This is a genomic window from Acidovorax sp. SUPP2539 (genome assembly GCF_030158975.1).
GTDB lineage: Bacteria > Pseudomonadota > Gammaproteobacteria > Burkholderiales > Burkholderiaceae_C > Paracidovorax.
Map to the genome: position 1 here is coordinate 158,600 of NZ_BQXJ01000003.1, position 18,435 is coordinate 177,034.

General features: G+C 68.6%; 15 protein-coding genes. 7 read left to right on the plus strand and 8 right to left on the minus strand.

What is annotated here, in order from left to right; translation table 11 throughout:
- Positions 1–12 precede the first annotated feature (12 nt).
- Complete coding sequence (locus AVTE2539_RS12025; protein ID WP_284410916.1) at positions 13–2,010, minus strand: tetratricopeptide repeat protein; 1,998 nt, start codon at positions 2,008–2,010, stop codon at positions 13–15.
- 169 nt (positions 2,011–2,179) lie between these two features.
- Positions 2,180–2,908 carry a TetR/AcrR family transcriptional regulator gene (locus tag AVTE2539_RS12030; protein ID WP_502868912.1) on the minus strand — a complete coding sequence of 243 codons (729 nt, stop codon included), beginning with the start codon at positions 2,906–2,908 and terminating at the stop codon, positions 2,180–2,182.
- A 316-nt stretch (positions 2,909–3,224) separates the two neighbouring features.
- Between AVTE2539_RS12030 and AVTE2539_RS12035 the strand changes: the two genes are divergently transcribed.
- From AVTE2539_RS12035 to AVTE2539_RS12060, 6 genes are all read left to right on the plus strand, one after another.
- Positions 3,225–4,574, plus strand: coding sequence for an NAD(P)-dependent oxidoreductase (locus tag AVTE2539_RS12035; protein ID WP_284410920.1), 1,350 nt, complete (start codon positions 3,225–3,227; stop codon positions 4,572–4,574).
- A gap of 49 nt (positions 4,575–4,623) precedes the next feature.
- Complete coding sequence (gene preA / locus AVTE2539_RS12040; protein ID WP_284410922.1) at positions 4,624–5,931, plus strand: NAD-dependent dihydropyrimidine dehydrogenase subunit PreA; 1,308 nt, start codon at positions 4,624–4,626, stop codon at positions 5,929–5,931.
- Between the two features lie 94 nt (positions 5,932–6,025).
- Positions 6,026–7,516, plus strand: coding sequence for an NCS1 family nucleobase:cation symporter-1 (locus AVTE2539_RS12045; protein ID WP_284410924.1), 1,491 nt, complete (start codon positions 6,026–6,028; stop codon positions 7,514–7,516).
- A 38-nt stretch (positions 7,517–7,554) separates the two neighbouring features.
- Positions 7,555–9,024, plus strand: coding sequence for a dihydropyrimidinase (hydA, locus tag AVTE2539_RS12050; protein ID WP_284410926.1), 1,470 nt, complete (start codon positions 7,555–7,557; stop codon positions 9,022–9,024).
- A gap of 28 nt (positions 9,025–9,052) precedes the next feature.
- A complete protein-coding gene (locus tag AVTE2539_RS12055; RefSeq protein WP_284410928.1) occupies positions 9,053–10,309 on the plus strand; it encodes a Zn-dependent hydrolase in 1,257 nt (418 codons plus the stop codon).
- 118 nt (positions 10,310–10,427) lie between these two features.
- Positions 10,428–11,549, plus strand: coding sequence for a peptidoglycan-binding domain-containing protein (locus AVTE2539_RS12060; protein ID WP_284410930.1), 1,122 nt, complete (start codon positions 10,428–10,430; stop codon positions 11,547–11,549).
- A 59-nt stretch (positions 11,550–11,608) separates the two neighbouring features.
- Here AVTE2539_RS12060 and AVTE2539_RS12065 read toward each other — a convergent pair whose 3' ends face one another.
- The 4 genes from AVTE2539_RS12065 to AVTE2539_RS12080 form a co-directional block, all read right to left on the minus strand.
- Complete coding sequence (locus AVTE2539_RS12065; RefSeq protein WP_284410932.1) at positions 11,609–12,655, minus strand: bifunctional nicotinamide-nucleotide adenylyltransferase/Nudix hydroxylase; 1,047 nt, start codon at positions 12,653–12,655, stop codon at positions 11,609–11,611.
- A gap of 232 nt (positions 12,656–12,887) precedes the next feature.
- A complete protein-coding gene (locus AVTE2539_RS12070) occupies positions 12,888–14,591 on the minus strand; it encodes an NAD+ synthase (protein ID WP_284410933.1) in 1,704 nt (567 codons plus the stop codon).
- Positions 14,592–14,665: 74 nt separating this feature from the next.
- Positions 14,666–15,856, minus strand: a complete 1,191-nt coding sequence (gene pncB, locus AVTE2539_RS12075; RefSeq protein ID WP_284410935.1) for a nicotinate phosphoribosyltransferase — start codon at positions 15,854–15,856, stop codon at positions 14,666–14,668.
- A 46-nt stretch (positions 15,857–15,902) separates the two neighbouring features.
- A complete protein-coding gene (locus AVTE2539_RS12080; protein WP_284410936.1) occupies positions 15,903–16,778 on the minus strand; it encodes a cysteine hydrolase family protein in 876 nt (291 codons plus the stop codon).
- A gap of 179 nt (positions 16,779–16,957) precedes the next feature.
- Here AVTE2539_RS12080 and AVTE2539_RS12085 point away from each other — a divergent pair, with 179 nt between their 5' ends.
- Positions 16,958–17,638, plus strand: a complete 681-nt coding sequence (locus tag AVTE2539_RS12085; protein WP_284410938.1) for an NUDIX hydrolase — start codon at positions 16,958–16,960, stop codon at positions 17,636–17,638.
- Positions 17,639–17,688: 50 nt separating this feature from the next.
- Here AVTE2539_RS12085 and AVTE2539_RS12090 read toward each other — a convergent pair whose 3' ends face one another.
- Positions 17,689–18,135: a hemerythrin domain-containing protein gene (locus AVTE2539_RS12090; RefSeq protein WP_272567531.1), complete on the minus strand. Its 447-nt coding sequence runs from the start codon at positions 18,133–18,135 to the stop codon at positions 17,689–17,691.
- 12 nt (positions 18,136–18,147) lie between these two features.
- Complete coding sequence (locus tag AVTE2539_RS12095; protein WP_272567532.1) at positions 18,148–18,333, minus strand: DUF1328 family protein; 186 nt, start codon at positions 18,331–18,333, stop codon at positions 18,148–18,150.
- Between the last annotated feature and the right edge of the window lie 102 nt (positions 18,334–18,435).

The following is an 18,435-nucleotide window of genomic DNA, read 5'->3' on the forward strand; positions in this document are numbered from 1 at the left end:
CGCTGCCGCAGGCTATTTCTTCAGGGCCGCCACCTGGGCGCGCACCTGCGGGTACTGCGGATTGCGCGGATCGATCGCGATGGCGCGGTCCAGGTCCTTGAGGCTGTCGTCCAGGCGGCCGGCCGCCCGGTGGGCCATGGCCCGCCCGTAGTACGCCGGCGCTGCGTTGGGTGTGCGCGCGATGATCTGGTCGAACAGCGCGATCGCCGCCTTCGCATCGCCCTTGCCCACCTGCGCCATGCCCAGGCCCAGCATCAGGCGCTGGTTGTTGGGGCTGGCCTTCATCAACGCGGTGAAATCGCTGATGGCATCGTCGTACCGCTGCGTGCCGATGGCGGCTTCGGCACGGCGCATGCGCATGGATTCGCGCATGCGCTCGACCTCCTTGTCGGTGATGCCTTCGGCTGCGCGTGTCATGCCCTGGGTGAAGGCGTCGTACGCCGCGGCGAACTGTCCCAGCGCGAAGGCGGACTCGCCCCGGTGGTAGTACAGCGGCAAGTCGGTGAATCCCTGCTTTTCCGCTTCTGCGAAGGCCGCCAAGGCTTCGGTGTGCTTCTTTTGCTGCTGCAGCGCGACGCCGATATTGAAGCGGGCGGAGCCCTGCAGCGATCCCAGCGCCTCGGCGGTGGCAAAGCTCTTCTGGGCCTCGGCCATCGAACCGCGATCAAGGTGGTAGGCCCCGAGGTTCAGGAACGGACGCCAGCGGCCCACGGCGCTCGGCGATGCCTGCAGGTCGATCTTTTCGGCCGCATCGCCCCAGGCGGCGTAGTCGTCCCGCAGGGATTCCACCCGCTCGAACGCCAGCAGGCTGAACACCAGGCCCGCCATGCAGCCCAGCACGTAAATGGTTTTCGGCTTGAAGCCGGTCAGCACGATGGCGACCAGCACCGGCACGGCGATGGCCCAGAGATAGCTGCGGTAGAGCACGAACGGGTCCTGCACCCACACGGTCGCGAACTCGGTCACGTACAGCAGCAGCGGGAACATCAGCGCCACGCCCACGAGGCTCAACGCCCCGCGGCGGCGCAGCACGGCCCAGAGCGCGGCGGCCCACAGCGCCAAATAGCCGAAGATGCCCAGGATCTGCGGGAACGCGGCATACGACAGCGGGAACGCGGGCCGCAGGTCCACCGACATCCACATCACGTTGGGGAAGAACCACAGGAACCCGTAGGCAAAGAAGAGCGCCGCCTCGTTCAGGATGCTGAGCGGGTACATGCGCTGCGTGATCCCCGGGCTCAGGCGCTCCAGCTGCTGGGCGAAGTCCAGCGAGCGCTGGTCGAAGAGCTTGCCGATGAATTCGCCGTAGATGCCGAAAAAGACCACCGCTGCCACCGCGATCAGCGCGGCGGATGCGCCAGCCAGCGTGGCGACCGTCTTCCAGCTCGGGCGGCGGACATGGATATACAGCGGCACGCTCATCGCAGCGACCATGACCGCATGTTCCTTGGACAGCACCGCCGCCACGTAGCTCAGCAGGGCCAGGCCATACCAGAGCACGCCCCGGCCGGACAGGCCCCGCACGAAACACCAGCACGCCAGAACCGAGAACAGCGTGGCCATGACGATCGAGCGCTGCACCAGGTACGCCACGGCATACACCGCCATGGGATTGACCGCGAACAGTGCCACGCCCACCCGCACCGCCGCCTGTTGCGACAGGCCGAAATGCGGCTGCGATTCGAATTCCTCCGGGAAGCGCGTGCGGGCCAGCAGGTCGCGCACCAGCGCATACAGCGCGGCCACCGTGGCCAGGTGCAGTGCAATGTTCACGAGCCGCTGCTTGCCCCAGCCGGGGCCAGCCAAGGAGTCCACCCAGATGAAGCTGCCATATGACAGCATCCGCTGCTTGAAGGTGAGCAGGCTGCCGTAGCTACCGAAGATCGCGCCGTCGGAAAGCCGCAGATCGTCGAACAGCAACGCATGGTTCCAGCCGGGCAGGTAGATGGCCAGCACGGCCGCCAGAACGGCGATGCCGAATACAGCAAGGGAAATGGACGGTTTGACCATGGGCGGATAGAAAGCAGGTGGACGGGCGCAGCGGTGCGTGGCAGTGCGCGCAGGCAGCCGGCAAGTCTAAGCGATGGAATTTTCGCACCCGCTTGGCACCGCCGGATGCGGGGTGCCTCCAGGCCGGGCCATTTTCCAGCCGCACGCAGGGGCTCGCAGCGGCCCGGTTTCAGTCCTGGACGGGCGCCGCCGGCCCGGGTTCCAGGCCCCGCAGCACCAGGTGGCAGAGCAATTCCTCCGCCTTGTCGTAGTCGCGCTCGGTCAGCGCGGGCTTGCCCAGCAGCAGCGCGAACTGGGCCTGCTGGTCGGCGTAGGCCTGGGTCACGGACCAGATGATGAACATGAGATGGGTGAAATTCACCTTGGCGATGCGGCCCTCGCGCGCCCAGCGCTCGAAGGTGCGCACATCGTTCTTGAGCACGGGGCCCACGCGTTCGGCGATCACGCCCGCGTAGCGCGGCGCACCGGCGATGACCTCCTTGGCGAACACCTTGGCGGCGTTCGGCCGCTCCAGCGACGAGCGCAGCTTGGCGCGGATGTAGCGGCGCAGCGCCTCGTGCGGATCATCGCCATGGGACATCTCGTCCATGCCGGCCAGCCACTGGTTGAGCACGTCGTCCAGCACGCGCAGGTACAGCGCCTCCTTGTTCGGAAAGTAGTACAGCAGGTTGTGGCGGCTCAGCCCGATGGCCGCGGCGATGCTCTCCAGCGACGCGCCCTCGAAACCGAACTGCGCAAACTGTGTCTCCGCCTCGGTGAGGATGGCCTGTTCCTTTTTGAGCCGCGAGGCGGTGGGCTGGCGCCCCGGGTCGGCGGGCGCTCCATCGGGCGCGGGGGGCTGCAGGGCGGTGCGCGTTCGCACAGGTGCGGGGCGGGAGGGCTTGGGCGAAGGGCTCATTTGCACCATTGTGGAACGACTGCGGGGTGTTTTCGCTGGCACGGTGTTTGCACTAGGGGATTTTACTGATTGGTAAATTTTTACTGATTGGTAAATTGAAAACCAGCAGGGCACGGCACCGCCGAAGACACCTGCACCACGACAGCGAGGCCCCCCGATGAAACCTCTGCAGACTGTTCCGATGTGCGGCCGCCCGGCCGCCTGCGCCTGGCCCCGCCAACGCCGCAAGCGCCACGCCCACGCGCCCCGCCGCGTTCGCGCGCCCCTCTCCCGTCCCTGATCTCCCGTCCCTGACCCTTCGCCCCGAGGACTCCCGATGGAAACGACCGCAAGCCGCGCGTGCGGCATTCATGCCGCACGCCTGAACCTGGCCGACTACGCCGTGAACTTCGGCGACGCGCATCCGCCGCTCACCAAGGCGCAGGCTCTGGTGGAGGCCGAGCGCTGCTACTACTGCTTCGATGCGCCGTGCGCCACGGCGTGCCCGACCGGCATCGACATTCCCGCGTTCATCCACCGCGTCGCCCAGGGCAACGACCGCGGCGCGGCCCGCGCCATTCTCGAGGCCAATCCGCTCGGCGGTATGTGCGCCCGCGTCTGCCCGACCGAGGTGCTGTGCGAGCAGGCCTGCGTGCGCAATTCCCACGACGACAAATCGGTGGAGATCGGCGCGCTGCAGCGCCACGCCACCGATGCGTACTTTGCCGACCCGGGCGCGCCCCTGTTCACCCGCGCCGCGCCCACGGGCCGCCGGGTGGCCGTGGTGGGCGCGGGGCCCGCGGGGCTGGCCTGCGCCCATGGCCTCGCGGTGCGCGGGCACGACGTGGTGCTGTTCGAGGCGCGCCCCAAGCTGGGCGGTTTGAACGAATACGGCTTGGCCAGCTACAAGACCACGGGCGGCTTCGCGCAAAAGGAAATCGAATGGCTGCTGTCCATCGGCGGCATCGAGGTGCGCTGCAACCAGGTGCTGGGCCGCGATGCCACCGTGGACAGCCTGCTTCAGGCCTACGACGCCGTGTTCCTGGGTTTGGGCCTGGCGGGCGTCAATGCGCTGGGCATCGCGGAACCGCAGGTCGATGGGCTGCGCAACGCGGTCGATTTCATTGCCGACGTGCGCCAGGCGCAGGACCTTTCGACCGTCCCCGTGGGCCGGCGCGTGGTCGTGATCGGCGGCGGCATGACGGCCGTGGACGCCGCCGTGCAGGCGCGCAAGCTGGGCGCCGAAGAGGTGACGATCGTCTATCGCCGCGGTGCCGACGGCATGTCCGCCTCCGCCGTGGAGCAGCGCTGGGCGCAGACGAACGGCGTGGCCATTCGCCACTGGGCGGCGCCGAAGGAACTGCTCAGCGAAGGCGGGGTGGTGCGTGGCATGCGGTTCGCGGCCACAGCCCTGGCGGGTGGGCGGCTCGTGGACACGGGCGAAGCCTTCACGCTGGAGGCCGACATGGTGCTCAAGGCCATCGGCCAGAGCTACCTGCCCGAATACGCAGGTCCCACGGTGGCCCTGCAGGGCGGGCGCATCGCCACCGACGACATGGGCCGCACCAGCGTGGCGCGGCTGTGGGCCGGCGGGGACTGCCGTGCCGGCGGGCGCGACCTCACGGTCGAGGCGGTCGAGCACGGCAAGGTGGCGGCTCTTTCCATCAGCGAGGCGCTGCGCGGCTGACGGCCGGCGCCTTCTCCCTCCAACACCCCGTACCCCCGGAGCATTTCCCATGGCAGACATCCGCAGCCGCTTTCTCGGCATCGAGAGCCCCAACCCGTTCTGGCTGGCCTCCGCACCGCCCACCGACAAGGAAATCAACGTCACCCGCGCCTTCGAGGCGGGCTGGGGCGGCGTGGTCTGGAAGACGCTGGGCGAAGACCCGCACGTGGTCAACGTCAACGGCCCGCGCTATGCCACGCTGATGTCGCAGGACCGCCGCGTGATCGGGCTCAACAACATCGAGCTCATCACCGACCGCCCGCTGCAGACCAACCTGGACGAAATCCGCCGCGTCAAACGCAACTGGCCCGACCGCGCAATGATCGTCTCGCTCATGGTGCCCTGCGTGGAAGAAAGCTGGAAGCGCATCCTGCCCATGGTGGAGGACGTGGGGGCCGACGGCATCGAGCTGAACTTCGGCTGCCCGCACGGCATGAGCGAGCGCGGCATGGGCGCCGCCGTAGGCCAGGTGCCCGAATACATCCAGATGGTGACAGCGTGGTGCAAGCACTACAGCCGGCTGCCGGTGATCGTGAAGCTCACGCCCAACATCACCGACGTGCGCCAGCCCGCCCGCGCTGCCAAGGCCGGCGGGGCCGATGCGGTGTCGCTCATCAACACCATCAACTCCATCATGGGCGTGGACCTGGAGCGCATGGCCATGAGTCCCAGCACCGGCGGCCTGGGCTCGCACGGCGGCTATTGCGGCCCGGCGGTCAAGCCCATCGCGCTCAACATGGTGGCCGAGATCGCGCGCGACGCGCAGACCGCCGGCCTGCCCATCAGCGGCATCGGCGGCATCTCCACCTGGCGCGATGCGGCCGAGTACATCGCCCTGGGCTGCGGCACCGTGCAGGTGTGCACGGCGGCCATGGTGTACGGCTTCAAGATCGTGCAGGACATGTGCGACGGGCTGTCCAACTTCATGGACGCGCACGGCTACCACACCCTCGACGACTTCCGCGGCCAGGCCGTGCCGACGGTCAAGGACTGGAAGCAGCTCGACCTGAACCACATCGACAAGGCGGTGATCGATCAGGATTCGTGCATCCAGTGCGGCCGCTGCCACGTGGTGTGCGAAGACACCTCGCACCAGGCCATCACCTTCACCAAGGACGGCGGCGTGCGCTTGTTCGAGGTGAACGAGGCCGAATGCGTGGGCTGCAATCTGTGCGTGTCGATCTGCCCCGTCCCCGAATGCATCACGCTGCGCAGCCTCGCGCCCGGCGAGGTCGATGCGCGCACCGGCAAGGTGGTGACGGGCGAGTACGCCAACTGGACCATGCACCCCAACAACCCGCACCGCGTGGCCGCCTGAGCCGCGCTGCCGCGGCCCATTGCCCGCGCTGGTGCCCACTTTCGCGCCCGCTTCCCGCCTGCCAGCCTGTCTGCAACGTCTCGGAGACCGCCCCATGAAGACCCTGCATGCCCCCGGTGCCAGCAACGAACTGTGGAACGACGACCTGGCGCCCACCCAGCCGCACCAGCGCACCTGGCGCTGGTACCACTTCGCGGCCCTGTGGGTGGGCATGGTGATGTGCATCCCCGCCTACACGCTGGCCGCCAGCCTGATCGACAGCGGCATGTCGTGGGGGCAGGCGGTGGGCACGGTGTTCCTGGGCAACCTGATCGTGCTGGTGCCCATGCTGCTCATCGGCCATGCGGGGGCCAAGTACGGCATTCCCTACGCGGTGCTGGCGCGTGCCTCGTTCGGCACGCGCGGCGCCAAGCTGCCGGCGCTGCTGCGCGCACTGGTGGCCTGCGGCTGGTACGGCATCCAGACCTGGTTCGGCGGCATGATGATCTACACGCTGGCCGGTGTGCTCCTCGGGCACCCCCTGGAGGGCGACAAGATCGCGGGGCTGGGCATCAACCTGGGCCAGCTGGTGTGCTTCCTGGTGTTCTGGGCCATCCAGTTCTATTTCGTGGTGCACGGCATCGAGTCCATCCGCAAGCTCGAAACGTGGACGGCGCCGATCAAGATCGTTATCTGCTTTCTGCTGCTGTGGTGGGCGTATGACAAGGCGGGCGGTTTCGGACCCATCCTGGACCAGCCCTCGCAGTTCGCGCCCGGCGGCAAGAAGGCGGGGCAGTTCAGCGCCGTGTTCTGGCCGTCGCTGACCGCCATGGTGGGCTTCTGGGCCACGCTGGCGCTCAACATTCCCGACTTCACGCGGTTCGCCCGGTCACAGCGCGATCAGGTGGTGGGCCAGGCCATCGGCCTGCCCGTGCCCATGGGACTGCTGGCCGCGCTGGCGGTGTTCGTCACCTCGGCCACGGTGGTCATCTACGGCAAGGCGCTGTGGGACCCGGTGGACCTGGCCAGCCGCATGACGGGCGCGGCCGTGCTGATCGCGCTCATCATCCTGCTGATCGACACCGTCAGCGTGAACCTCGCGGCCAACCTGGTGGGACCGGCGTACGACTTCTCCGCGCTGAGCCCGTCGCGCATCAGCTACCGCGTGGGTGGCTACATCACCGTGGGCATCGCCATCGCGATGATGCCGTGGAAGATCCTGGAATCGACCCAGGGCTACATCTTCACCTGGCTCATCGGCTACTCGGCGCTGCTGGGGCCGGTGGCCGGCATCCTGATGGTGGACTACTACCTGGTGCGCCGCACCGAGCTGGACGTGGCCGCGCTGTACGAAGAGCGCGGCGCCTACCGCTACCGCGGCGGCTGGAATGCGGTGGCCGTGGTGGCCTTCGTGCTGGGCGTGGCGCCCAACATTCCCGGCTTTCTGAACGCGGCATTCCCCGCCACCTTCCCCGGTGTGGGCGAGGTGTTCAAGCAGATCTATGCCTATGCCTGGTTCATCGGCCTGGCCATTGCCGCCGTGGTGTACCGCCTCGGCATGGCCGGCCAGGTGCACCCGGCGCCCACTCCGCTGCGCCGCGCCTGAGTGCGGCGGCCACCCCTTCATCTTTCCGGAGACCTGCCATGAGCCCGACCCCTTCCAACGCCGTGCTGATCCGCGGCGGCACCGTGGTGCATGCCGACCGCGAAGAGCGCGCCGACGTGCTGTGCGTGGACGGCCGCATCGCCGCCGTGGGCCCCGATGTGGCGCGCGAGGCGCCTGCCGGTGCCGAGACGCTGGATGCGAGCGGCCAGTACGTGCTGCCGGGCGGCATCGATCCGCACACGCACATGCAGCTGCCCTTCATGGGCACCGTCACCATGGACGATTTCTTCACCGGCACGGCGGCGGGCCTGGCGGGCGGCACCACCAGCATCATCGACTTCGTGATCCCCGACCCACAGGAGCCCATGATGGACGCCTACCGCAAATGGCGCGGCTGGGCCGAAAAGTCGGCGGCCGACTACGGCTTTCACGTGGCCGTCACTTGGTGGAGCGAGCAGGTGCGGGCCGACATGGGCACGCTGGTGCAGGAAGAGGGCGTCAACAGCTTCAAGCACTTCATGGCCTACAAGAACGCCATCATGTGCGACGATGAAACGCTGGTGAACAGCTTCCGGCGCGCGCTGGAGCTGGGCGCCATGCCCACCGTGCACGCAGAGAACGGCGAACTCGTCTACCTGCTGCAGCAGGAGGTGGCCAAGATGGGCATCACCGGTCCCGAGGGCCATCCGCTGGCCCGCCCGCCCATGGTGGAGGCCGAGGCGGCCAACCGCGCCATCGCCATCGCCGACGTGCTGGGGGTGCCCATCTACGTGGTCCACGTCAGCTGCGCCGAAGCGGCCGAGGCCATCGCCCGCGCCCGCGCCCGGGGGCAACGCGTGTTCGGCGAAGTGCTGGCCGGCCACCTGCTGATCGACGACAGCGTGTACCGCGACCCGGACTTCGCCACCGCCGCCGCCCATGTGATGAGCCCGCCGTTCCGCCCCCGCTCGGGCGGCCACCAGGAGGCGCTGTGGCGCGGCCTGCAATCGGGCCAGTTGCACACCACGGCCACCGACCACTGCACCTTCTGCGCTGCGCAGAAAGCCATGGGCCGCGACAACTTCGCCAAGATCCCCAACGGCACGGGCGGCGTGGAAGAGCGCATGGCCGCCATCTGGGACGGCGGCGTGAACACCGGCCGGCTCACGCCCTCGGAGTTCGTCGCCATCACCTCCACCAATGCGGCCAAACTCTTCAACATCTACCCGCGCAAAGGCTTCGTCGGTGCCGGGGCCGATGCCGACCTGGTGCTCTGGGACCCGCAAGGCACCAAGACGTTTTCCGCGAAGACGCAGCACAGCAAGGGCGACTTCAACATCTTCGAGGGCCGCACCGTGCGCGGCATTCCCAGCCACACCATCAGCCAGGGGCGCGTGGTGTTCGCCAACGGCGACCTGCGCGCCGAGCCGGGCCGGGGCCGCTACATCAAGCGCCCCGCGTTCGGCCCCCAGTTCCAGGCCGTGCAAAAGCGCGCGCAGGACCTCGCCCCCACGGCGGTCGCCCGCTGACGGCCGCCCCCCGCATCCGGAGAACACCATGGACACGACCACCCGAACCGACATCAGCCACCTGCGCGTCAACGGCGAGCGCCTGTGGGATTCCCTCATGGAGCTGGCGCAGATCGGTGCCACGCCCAAAGGCGGCGTCTGCCGCCTCACCCTCACCGATCTGGACAAGCAGGGCCGCGACCTCGTCACCCGCTGGGCGCGCGAGGCCGGCATGACCGTCACCATCGACCAGATCGGCAACGGCTTCATGCGCCGCCCGGGGCGCAATAACAACCTTCCGCCCATCATGACCGGCAGCCACATCGACACCCAGCCCACGGGCGGCAAGTTCGACGGCAACTACGGCGTGCTGGCCGGCATCGAGGTAGTGCGCACGCTGAACGACCACGGCATCGAGACCGAGGCGCCGATCGAGGTGGCCTTCTGGACCAACGAGGAAGGCAGCCGCTTCGTGCCCGTGATGATGGGCTCGGGCGTGTTCGCCAAGGCCTTCACCCTGGAGCATGCCTACGCCGCCACCGATACCGAAGGCAAGACGGTGAAGGGCGAGCTCGAGCGCATCGGCTACGTGGGCGATCAGGTGCCCGGCGACCACCCCATCGGCGCGTACTTCGAGACCCACATCGAGCAGGGCCCGGTGCTGGAGGACCACGACAAGACCATCGGCGTGGTGACGGGCGTGCTCGGCATCCGCTGGTATGACTGCACCGTGACCGGCATGGAGGCCCATGCCGGCCCCACGCCCATGGCGTTGCGCAAGGATGCGCTGCAGGTCGCCACGCGCCTCATGCAGGAGGTGGTGGCCTGCGCGCACCGCCACCCGCCGCATGGTCGCGGCACGGTGGGCATGGTGCAGGTGCACCCCAATAGCCGTAACGTGATCCCTGGCCAGGTCAAGTTCAGCATCGACCTGCGCAACGCCACCGACGCCGATTGCGAAAGCATGGACCGCGATATCCGCGACGTGGCCGCCCGCCTCAGCGCCGAAACCGGCCTGCCGATCCAGATCGACCTGGTGTCCAGCTACCCCGCGCAGGTGTTTCACCCCGACTGCGTGGACGCGGTCGGCCGGGCCGCCGCCAGCCTGGGCTATAGCCACATGCCGGCCGTGTCGGGCGCGGGGCATGACGCGGTCTACATGGCGCGTCTGGCGCCCGCGGGCATGGTCTTCATCCCGTGCAAGGACGGCATCAGCCACAACGAGATCGAAGACGCCCAACCCGAGCACATCACCGCCGGCTGCAACGTGCTGCTGCATGCCATGCTGGAACGCGCCGGCACCTGAATGGTGCGGGGCCGGGGCGGCGGCCTGCCGCCGTGTTACAGCAACCCTCCCCCGGTGGGGTTGTGGCAGGCCCCTGCAGCGCATAACGTTCAACGCTTTGCTTGAAGCCATGCCTTCCATGACGACACCGAACCGGCCCGACGGGCGCGCTGCTCCCGCCTTCTTCCCTTCCACTCCCGCTCGCGCGACCCTCGTGGCCACCACCGTGGTGGCCGCGCTGGCCCTGGCCGGCTGCGAGACCACCAACATGCGCATGGGCAGCCCCGATGCCAAGACCGTGGCCACAGGCAGCGCGGCCGGTGGCGCCACCGAAGGCGCCAGCAGCGAGCTGGAGCGCTGCGAATCGCCACTGGGCACCGTCTCGCTGATCGAGAACCAGCAGGCCGGCTGGTACACCATCTTGCGCAACGAATACCGCCTTCCGCCCACGGCCAACCTGCTGCGCCTGCTGGTGCAGCAGTCCAACTGCTTCGTCGTGATCGAGCGCGGCGCGGCCGGCATGACGGCCATGGACCGCGAGCGCGCCATCATGCAGTCCGGCGAGATGCGCGGCGGCAGCAACTTCGGCAAGGGCCAGATGGTCGCCTCCGACTACGGCCTGTCGCCCGAGATCGTGTTCAACAACAACAACGCGGGCGGCGCCTCCGCATCGCTGGGCGGCCTGCTGGGCGGGCGCGCGGGCGGCCTGCTGGGTGCGCTGGGCGGCAGCCTGAACACCAAGGAAGCGAGCGCATTGCTCACCCTCATCGACCACCGCTCCGGCGTGCAGGTCGCTGCCTCGGAAGGCAGCGCCTCCAAGACCGACTTCGGCGCTATGGGCCAGCTGTTCGGCGGCTCGGGCGGCGCGCGCCTGGGCGGCTACAGCAACACGGCCGAAGGCAAGGTGATCGCTGCGGCCTTCATGGACGCCTTCAACCAGATGGTGCGCTCGCTGCGCAGCTACAAGGCCCAGTCGGTCAAGGGCCAGGGCCTGGGCGGCGGCGGTCGCCTGGGGGTCGATGGCGGCGCCGCGCCGTCGCAGACCTCGGCGCCGCGCGCGCAGCCCGTGTCGGCGGCCACCGGCGGCCTGTCGCTGCGCGATGCGCAGGCCAAGCTGAACGCCCTGGGGCACGACACCGGCACGCCCGACGGTGCCATGGGCGCCAAGACGGCGGCCGCCCTGCGTGCCTTCCAGAAGGAGCGCGGCCTGCCCATCACCGGCCGGCTCGACGCCGCTACTGCGGCCCAGTTGAGCCAGTAACGGCTGCCGGACGGCTGCCGGCTTCGAGGTGGTCGTCCGCGCCCACTGGCGGCTGGCGCCTAGCCGGCGCCGTGCGCGCCGGTCAGGTTCAGGAAGTGGTCCAGCATGTGGAAGTGGTCCTCGAAGAAGGCCTCTTCCATGGCCGCCAGGTCCGCGACCGGTATCCACTGCACCTGCATGGCGTCGTCGTCGGCCTGCACGGCAGGGAAGGGTGCATCGCCCAGGTCGAAGTAGTGGGCGTGCGTGATGGTGCGCCCGCGCTGGCTGCGGTCGGGGTGGTCGAAGACCGCCGTGGCGCGCAGTGCGCGGCGCAGGGTGGCGTCGGGCACGTCGCAGTGCGTCTCTTCGGCCAGCTCGCGCAGGCACGACTGCCACAGCGTCTCGCGCTGCTCGATGAAGCCGCCCGGCATGGCCAGCTGGCCCTTGCCCGGGGCGTGCGCGCGGCGGATGACGAGCACGTGGTCCTGGCAGCGCAGCACCGCGTCCACCGTCACGAACACCGGCGGGTAAGGCGCCTGCGCCCACGATTCGCGGTAGCTGCGCAGCACGCGCCATTCTTCCTGCAGCGCCGCGTAGTGCGGCTGCCGGGCGAACACGTCCAGAAATTCGAGCGTGCTGGCCGGCATCTGGTCGGCCAGGGGCCCGAGCGCCGTCAGCACGCCCTGCGGCGCCGCGCCGAAATACGCGTCGCGGATGGCGGTGGCATCGATGGTGCCCTGCCGGTCCATGGGGATCAGCGACCAGCCGGGGAAGGCATCCAGGTAGCTGCTGGTCGCGTCCTTGAAATGGCCGACCAGGCCGATGCGCGCATCGGGCAGCACGTGCGTGGACACGGCGCGCAGCACCGCCGCCACCCACAGGGCCTCGTTGTAGTGATCGCGCACGGGCAGCACGGTCAGCCGGGCGCGGTCGGCCTCGGGCAGGGCATTGCGCAGCATGGCTTCGCGCTCGGCCCAGGTGAACGGGTTCTTGGGCGATCGGGCCTGCCAGGCCGAGCCCATGACCACGATCACGGTGTGGGCGCTGTCCAGCGCGCGCTGCAGAAGGGCCAGGTGGCCGTTGTGGACGGGCTCGAAGCGGCCGATGTAGATGGCGGTGTCGTACATGTGTGTTCCGGTTGGGCGCCCCGCGCCTTGAGCGGCGCCGTCGGGGCTGCTGGGAATGTAGCCGGGCGGGCCGGGCCGGGCGGCGGGCGCGGCAAATGCGCCAACCGATCCTCATGGGTCACCGCGCGGCCGCATTCATCGATTTGCTATAAAAATAGTAGCTATATGCCCTAGTAATGATTGTGCTGGAGGCATTTTTGATGCAAACCTCTCCGTGGCGCAGGCCAGCGCCTCACACATACCGCGCGGCGATCGGCATCTGCCGCCCGGTGCCGAAGGCCTTGGCCCGCACGCGCACGATGGGCGGGGCCTGGCGCCGCTTGTATTCGCTGCGCGCAACCAGCATGCGCACGCGGTGCGCCAGGGCCCGGCCGTCCGCGCTGGCCTGCAGCTGGCGCGCGAAGTCCTGCGCGTTGGCGTACTCGGCTCGCGACAGGCCCTCGCCTTCGATGAGCAGCTTGAGGATCTCGTCCAGCACGGAATAGGGCGGCAGGCTGTCGTCGTCCTTCTGGCCGGGCGCGAGCTCGGCCGAGGGTGGCTTGTCGATGATGGCCTGGGGAATGATCTCGCGCCCCGCGTTCTCGTTCACGTGGCGCGACAGCTCGAACACCTCGGTCTTGTACAGGTCGCCCAGCAGGCCCAGGCCGCCGTTGGTGTCGCCGTACAGCGTGCAGTAGCCCACCGAGATTTCCGACTTGTTGCCGGTGGTGAGCAGCAGGTGACCGAAGGCGTTGGAAAACTCCATCAGCGTCGTGCCGCGAATGCGGGCCTGCACGTTCTCCAGCGGCAGGCCGCGCAGCGGCTGCCCGAAGCTGGCCTCGAACTGCGCGGAAAAGCCCGCCACCAGGTCCGCGATGGGGTGGGTGTGCAGCACCACGCCCAGGTTGCGGCACAGCTGCACCGAATCGTCCACCGAGCCGCTGGACGAAAACCGCGAGGGCATGGTGATGCCCACCACGTTCTCCGGCCCCAGCGCCTCGACCGCCAGCGCCAGCGTGAGCGCGCTGTCGATGCCGCCCGAGCTGCCCACCACCGCCTGGGTGAACCCGCAGCGGCGGGCGTAGTCCCGCAGGCCCAGCACGATCTGCTGGCGGTAGAACGCCATGGTGGGCAGGCCCTCGCGCGGCACGGGCGGCAGGTCGGTGCCGTCCAGACGGGCGAAGTGGCCGTTGTCCAGCAGCTGCACGGTGGACACGTCCTCCTCGAAGCGGCGCGATTCGAAGACCACGCCGTCCTCGGGCTCGACCGCGAAGGAGGCGCCGTCATAGACCAGCTGGTCGTGCCCGCCGACCTGGTTCACGTAGACGATGGGCAGGCCGTGCCGCCGCGCCGCATCGCCGAACACCTGGTGGCGCAGCTCGCGCTTGCCGATGTGACTGGGGCTGGCGTTGATGCTCACCACCAGGTCGGGCGCGGCATCGGCCATGCGCTGGAAGGGGTTGGTCTGGTAGTCGGCGCCGCTGTCGTTCCAGCCGTCCTCGCACACGATGAACCCCACCTGCGAGGTGCCGATGCGCAGCACCTTGGCCACGTCCGGGCCGGGCTCGAAATGGCGACGCTCGTCAAAGACGTTGTAGGTGGGCAGCAGCTGCTTGGCATACGACAGCCGCACCTCGCCCGCACGCAGCACCCGCAGCGCGTTCAGCAGCCGCTTGCCCGGCCCCGGCGTGCGCACCGGCATGCCGACCACCCAGTGCAGCGCGGGCAGGCCGGCCGATGCCTCGCACAGCCGCACCAGGCCCGCGTCCAGGCGTTCGAGAAAGGCGGGCTCCTCCAGCAGATCGCCCGGGTAGTAGCCGCACAGCGACAGCTCGGAGAACACCACGAGGTCGGACTGCGCGGCCGCGGCCTCCTGCGCGGCGGCGATCATGCGATCGACGTTGCCTTCGATGTCGCCCACGGTGAGGTTCAACTGGGCCAGGGTGATGCGGAGCATGGTGTCTTTCCTTTCTGTCTTTCTTCTTCAAGCGGCGATGGTTCGGTGGCGGGGCGGCGGCGTGCCGCGGTGCCTCATGGCGGTGGCACGTTGAACACCTGTCGCAGGTAGGCCAGGTAGGTTTCGTCGTCGCACAGCGTCTTGCCGGGGCTATCCGAGAGCTTGGCCACCGGCTGGCCGTTGGCGTGGGTGATCTTCATCACGATGTTGAGCGGCGCCACGCCCATGTCGTTGGTGAGCTGCGTGCCGATGCCGAAGCCCAGTTGCACCCGGTCGCTGAAATGGCGGTGCAGCGACAGCGCCTTGTCCACGTTCAGCCCGTCCGAGAACACGAGCCGCTTGGTGTGCGCGTCGATGCGCAGGCGGGCGTAGTGCGCCAGCGCCTTCTCGCCCCAGGCCACCGGGTCGCCCGAATCGTGGCGCAGGCCGTCGAACAGCTTGGCGAAGTACAGGTCGAAGTCGGCCAGGAAGGCGTCCATGCCCACCGTGTCGGTCAGCGCGATCCCGAGGTCGCCCCGGTACTCCTGCACCCAGTCCTCCAGCGCCGCTTTTTGAAAGTCGCGCAGCCGTACGCCCAGGGCCTGGTAGGTCTGCAAATACTCGTGCGCCATGGTGCCGATGGGCACCAGGTTCAGGTCGCGCGCCAGCATCACGTTGGAGGTGCCCTTGAACCACTGCGGCGCCTGCTGTGCGAAGGCTTGCACCACCTCGCGCTGCCACGCGCCGCTGTAGCGCCGGCGCAGCCCGAAGTCGAACATCTCGAACGGGTGCGTGCGCTCGGACTCGCCCGAGAGCGCCTGCACGTGCGCGATCTTGTCCGCCAGCCGGCGGCGTCCTTCGGCCAGCGCCGCTGCCGGGTCGAAGCGGCGGAAATACAGCTCGTTCACGATCGCCAGCACGAAGATCTCGAACCCCATCACATGCACCTGCGGGCCGCGCGCCACGATGTGCAGGTCGCCGCCCTCGGCCCGCGCCTCGATGAACGCGCGCTGGAACTGGAACAGGCGCAGAAAGTCCACGAAGTCGCTTTTGATGAAGCGCAGGCCGGCCAGGTAGTCCAGCTCACCGGGAGAAAACCGCAGCGTGCACAGCGCGTCCAGCGCTGCGTTCACTTCGCCGAGCAGCTCGGCCAGCGGATAGGCCGGCCGGTTGCGGCAGACGAAGCGGTATTCGGCCTGCGTCTGCGGGTGGCTGTGCAGCAGCGCCTGCCACATCGTGAATTTGTACAGATCGGTATCGAGCAGGCTGGTGATGACGGGTTGCATGGCGTTTGCTATTGTTTTAGGAGTGGATGCCGGGATGAAATATGCGCTAGAGGCGGATTTCATCGCTGCGCGCCAGTTGCGCCCCCTGGGCCTGCAGGGCGTCCAGAAAGTCCTGCTGCTGCGCCCCGAAGCCGGCCACGGGCGCCATGCAGTCGGTCAGCAGCACGAGGCGGTCGGCCCGCCAGCCCGGCTGCAGCCGGGGCAGGTGCTGCACGATGTGCTCGGTGGTGGCGCGCACGCAGTGGCTGCCGGCCTCGCCGGCAATGACGAGGCGGTCCGCCGTCCCCAGCGCGTGGAGCAGCCGAGTGTTGATCAACGTGGAGGGGTCGTCGGCATCGGGCACCTCGGCCTCGATGGCGCTGTAGTGCTCGGTCCAGGGGTTGGTGCCCTTGAACACGGGGTGCACCGCGCGCTGGCGCTGTGCCTGCCACGCACCGCAGGCGGCCAGCACGTCGGCATGCACGCCGTGACCCCAGCTGCCGATCTCACAGTGCACGGGCCACACCATCAGCGTGTAGCGCCCTTGAGACTCCAGCGCGTCCAGGTAGGCCAGTACGCGGGGCAGGGCCGCGGCATCGCGCGGGGCGAACGCGCCGGCGCGCACCTGCGCCGCGGTGATGGTCGTGAACGGGGCGACCTCGCCGCCGTCGCCCTGGCGCCAGAACGGGGGATGCGCCACGTCGTAGCGCTGGTGCGAGTCGAGCGTGACGGTGATCGCCTCCAGCGCCGGGCCATGGCGCCGGATGAAGGCGGCCAGGCGCTGCATGTCGGCATGGGCGCCGGGCACGGGCAAGGCGGGGGCGATGGGCTGGCCGGTGAGCGGGTGCGCCGGCTGCCAATCGGTGGGCAGGTCGCAGAAATCGTTCTGGGGGTCGATCACCAGCAGCTGGGTCGTCAAGGGGCGGTTCATGGAGCGGGTCATGGTGCAAGGTCCTCGGTGCGATGGGTGCAGTCTATTCCTGTTAGTTTGATTTTGCAACTAAGTGGATGAAAAGGCATTGTCAGCAAATGAAAAACCGGTCGACGGGACTGGATGGGTGGCATCGGCATTCCGGGAGTGGTAGGCTCGTTCGTCCAATCCTGCACATAACCACCCCCTTGATGTCCTCCGCCGTTTCGCCCGCCGTCATCTGCACCGTGGATACCGTGCTGCTCACGCTGCAGGGCGGCACCCTGCACGTGCTGCTCGTGCGCCGTGACAAGGCCCCCTATGCCGGCGCGTGGGCTTTGCCGGGGGGCTACATCCACGCGCAGGACGATGTCGATGCCCAGGCCAGCGCCGCGCGCGTGCTGCGCGAGAAGGCCGGCCTGCAAAGCCCTTACCTGGAGCAGCTCGCCACGTTCTCGGGCCTGGCGCGCGATCCGCGGGGCTGGTCGCTGGCGGTGGCGTATTGCGCGCTGGTGCCTGGCGAGGCGCTCCAGGGCATCCCGCCCCGGCAGGGCGTGAAGCTGGTGCCGGTCGATGCCTTGCCGCCCCTGCCATTCGACCACCGCGCCATGGTGGATGCGGCGCTGGCACGCGTGCGCAGCAAGAGCCTGTATTCCTCGCTGCCCGTGCACCTGTGCGGCGACGCGTTCACCCTGCCGCAACTGCAGGTGGTGTACGAGGCGGTGCTGGGCGAGCCGCTCAACAAGGTGAGCTTTCGCCGCAAGATGGACGAGCTGGACATGCTCGAACCCGTGCCCGGCCTGGTGCAGGGCGGTGCCCACCGGCCCGCGCAGATGTACCGCCTGCGCCCCGCGTTCCGAAAGGCCCTGGCGCTGTCGTCCCGCGCGCTCTGAACAGAAAAAAGCCCCTTTCGGGGCTTGTGGGGAACGGAGCAAGCCGCATCTCAGGCGGCGACCGCCTTGGCTTCGTCGTAGGTTTGCAGGTACTGCTGCGCCAACTCGGTCTTCTGCTTTTCGGTCAGCAGCTTGCCGGCCATCTGGAAGAACCGGTGTTCCTCTTCCTCCAGATGGTGCCGCACCTTCTCACCCAGCTTTTTGGCCACTGCCAGCCACGCGGAGCTGCCGGGGTCGGCCGCCTCCAGGTCTTCGACCAGTTCGTCCAGGGCATGGTGCTCCGCGATGGCGTGGCGCGACAGGTCGATGCCGGCATCGTGCTCCATGAGCGGCCGGTAGAAGTGGCGGTCTTCGGCCAGTTCATGGGCAGCCAGTTCGCGCTTGAGCTCGATGAACCGCTCGTGCCGCTCCGGGGTGTCGCCGCTGGTGGCCTCCACCTGGCGGACCATGTCGCGCTGCCGCTCATGGCTTTCGCGCAGGGCTTCGAAGATGTTCATGCGCGTTGCCCCTTACTTGAGGGCCTTGCGTGCCGCGCCGATGCCCAGCACGGCCAGCACGACGAACACCACGGCGATCACCAGGAAGATGAAGAACAGGATCTTCGCGATGCCGGCAGCGCCCGCGGCGACCCCGGTGAACCCCAGCGCGCCGGCGATGAGGGAAATGATGGCGAAAACGATGGCGTACTTCAGCATGGCAGAGCTCCTAGAAAAGTCAGTGCATGCACTGGATGGTGGATGCAAGGACGATAAGTGCCATGGAAGCGCCCCACCCGTCGGCCGGGGCGGGGCATGGGC

What these genes read in the sequence shown, in the direction of transcription:
- AVTE2539_RS12025 (WP_284410916.1), bottom strand. Translation starts at nt 2,010, where the DNA reads ATGGTCAAACCGTCCATTTCCCTTGCTGTATTCGGCATCGCCGTTCTG.
- AVTE2539_RS12030 (WP_502868912.1), bottom strand. Translation starts at nt 2,908, where the DNA reads ATGAGCCCTTCGCCCAAGCCCTCCCGCCCCGCACCTGTGCGAACGCGC.
- AVTE2539_RS12035 (WP_284410920.1), top strand. Translation starts at nt 3,225, where the DNA reads ATGGAAACGACCGCAAGCCGCGCGTGCGGCATTCATGCCGCACGCCTG.
- preA (WP_284410922.1), top strand. Translation starts at nt 4,624, where the DNA reads ATGGCAGACATCCGCAGCCGCTTTCTCGGCATCGAGAGCCCCAACCCG.
- AVTE2539_RS12045 (WP_284410924.1), top strand. Translation starts at nt 6,026, where the DNA reads ATGAAGACCCTGCATGCCCCCGGTGCCAGCAACGAACTGTGGAACGAC.
- hydA (WP_284410926.1), top strand. Translation starts at nt 7,555, where the DNA reads ATGAGCCCGACCCCTTCCAACGCCGTGCTGATCCGCGGCGGCACCGTG.
- AVTE2539_RS12055 (WP_284410928.1), top strand. Translation starts at nt 9,053, where the DNA reads ATGGACACGACCACCCGAACCGACATCAGCCACCTGCGCGTCAACGGC.
- AVTE2539_RS12060 (WP_284410930.1), top strand. Translation starts at nt 10,428, where the DNA reads ATGACGACACCGAACCGGCCCGACGGGCGCGCTGCTCCCGCCTTCTTC.
- AVTE2539_RS12065 (WP_284410932.1), bottom strand. Translation starts at nt 12,655, where the DNA reads ATGTACGACACCGCCATCTACATCGGCCGCTTCGAGCCCGTCCACAAC.
- AVTE2539_RS12070 (WP_284410933.1), bottom strand. Translation starts at nt 14,591, where the DNA reads ATGCTCCGCATCACCCTGGCCCAGTTGAACCTCACCGTGGGCGACATC.
- pncB (WP_284410935.1), bottom strand. Translation starts at nt 15,856, where the DNA reads ATGCAACCCGTCATCACCAGCCTGCTCGATACCGATCTGTACAAATTC.
- AVTE2539_RS12080 (WP_284410936.1), bottom strand. Translation starts at nt 16,778, where the DNA reads ATGACCCGCTCCATGAACCGCCCCTTGACGACCCAGCTGCTGGTGATC.
- AVTE2539_RS12085 (WP_284410938.1), top strand. Translation starts at nt 16,958, where the DNA reads ATGTCCTCCGCCGTTTCGCCCGCCGTCATCTGCACCGTGGATACCGTG.
- AVTE2539_RS12090 (WP_272567531.1), bottom strand. Translation starts at nt 18,135, where the DNA reads ATGAACATCTTCGAAGCCCTGCGCGAAAGCCATGAGCGGCAGCGCGAC.
- AVTE2539_RS12095 (WP_272567532.1), bottom strand. Translation starts at nt 18,333, where the DNA reads ATGCTGAAGTACGCCATCGTTTTCGCCATCATTTCCCTCATCGCCGGC.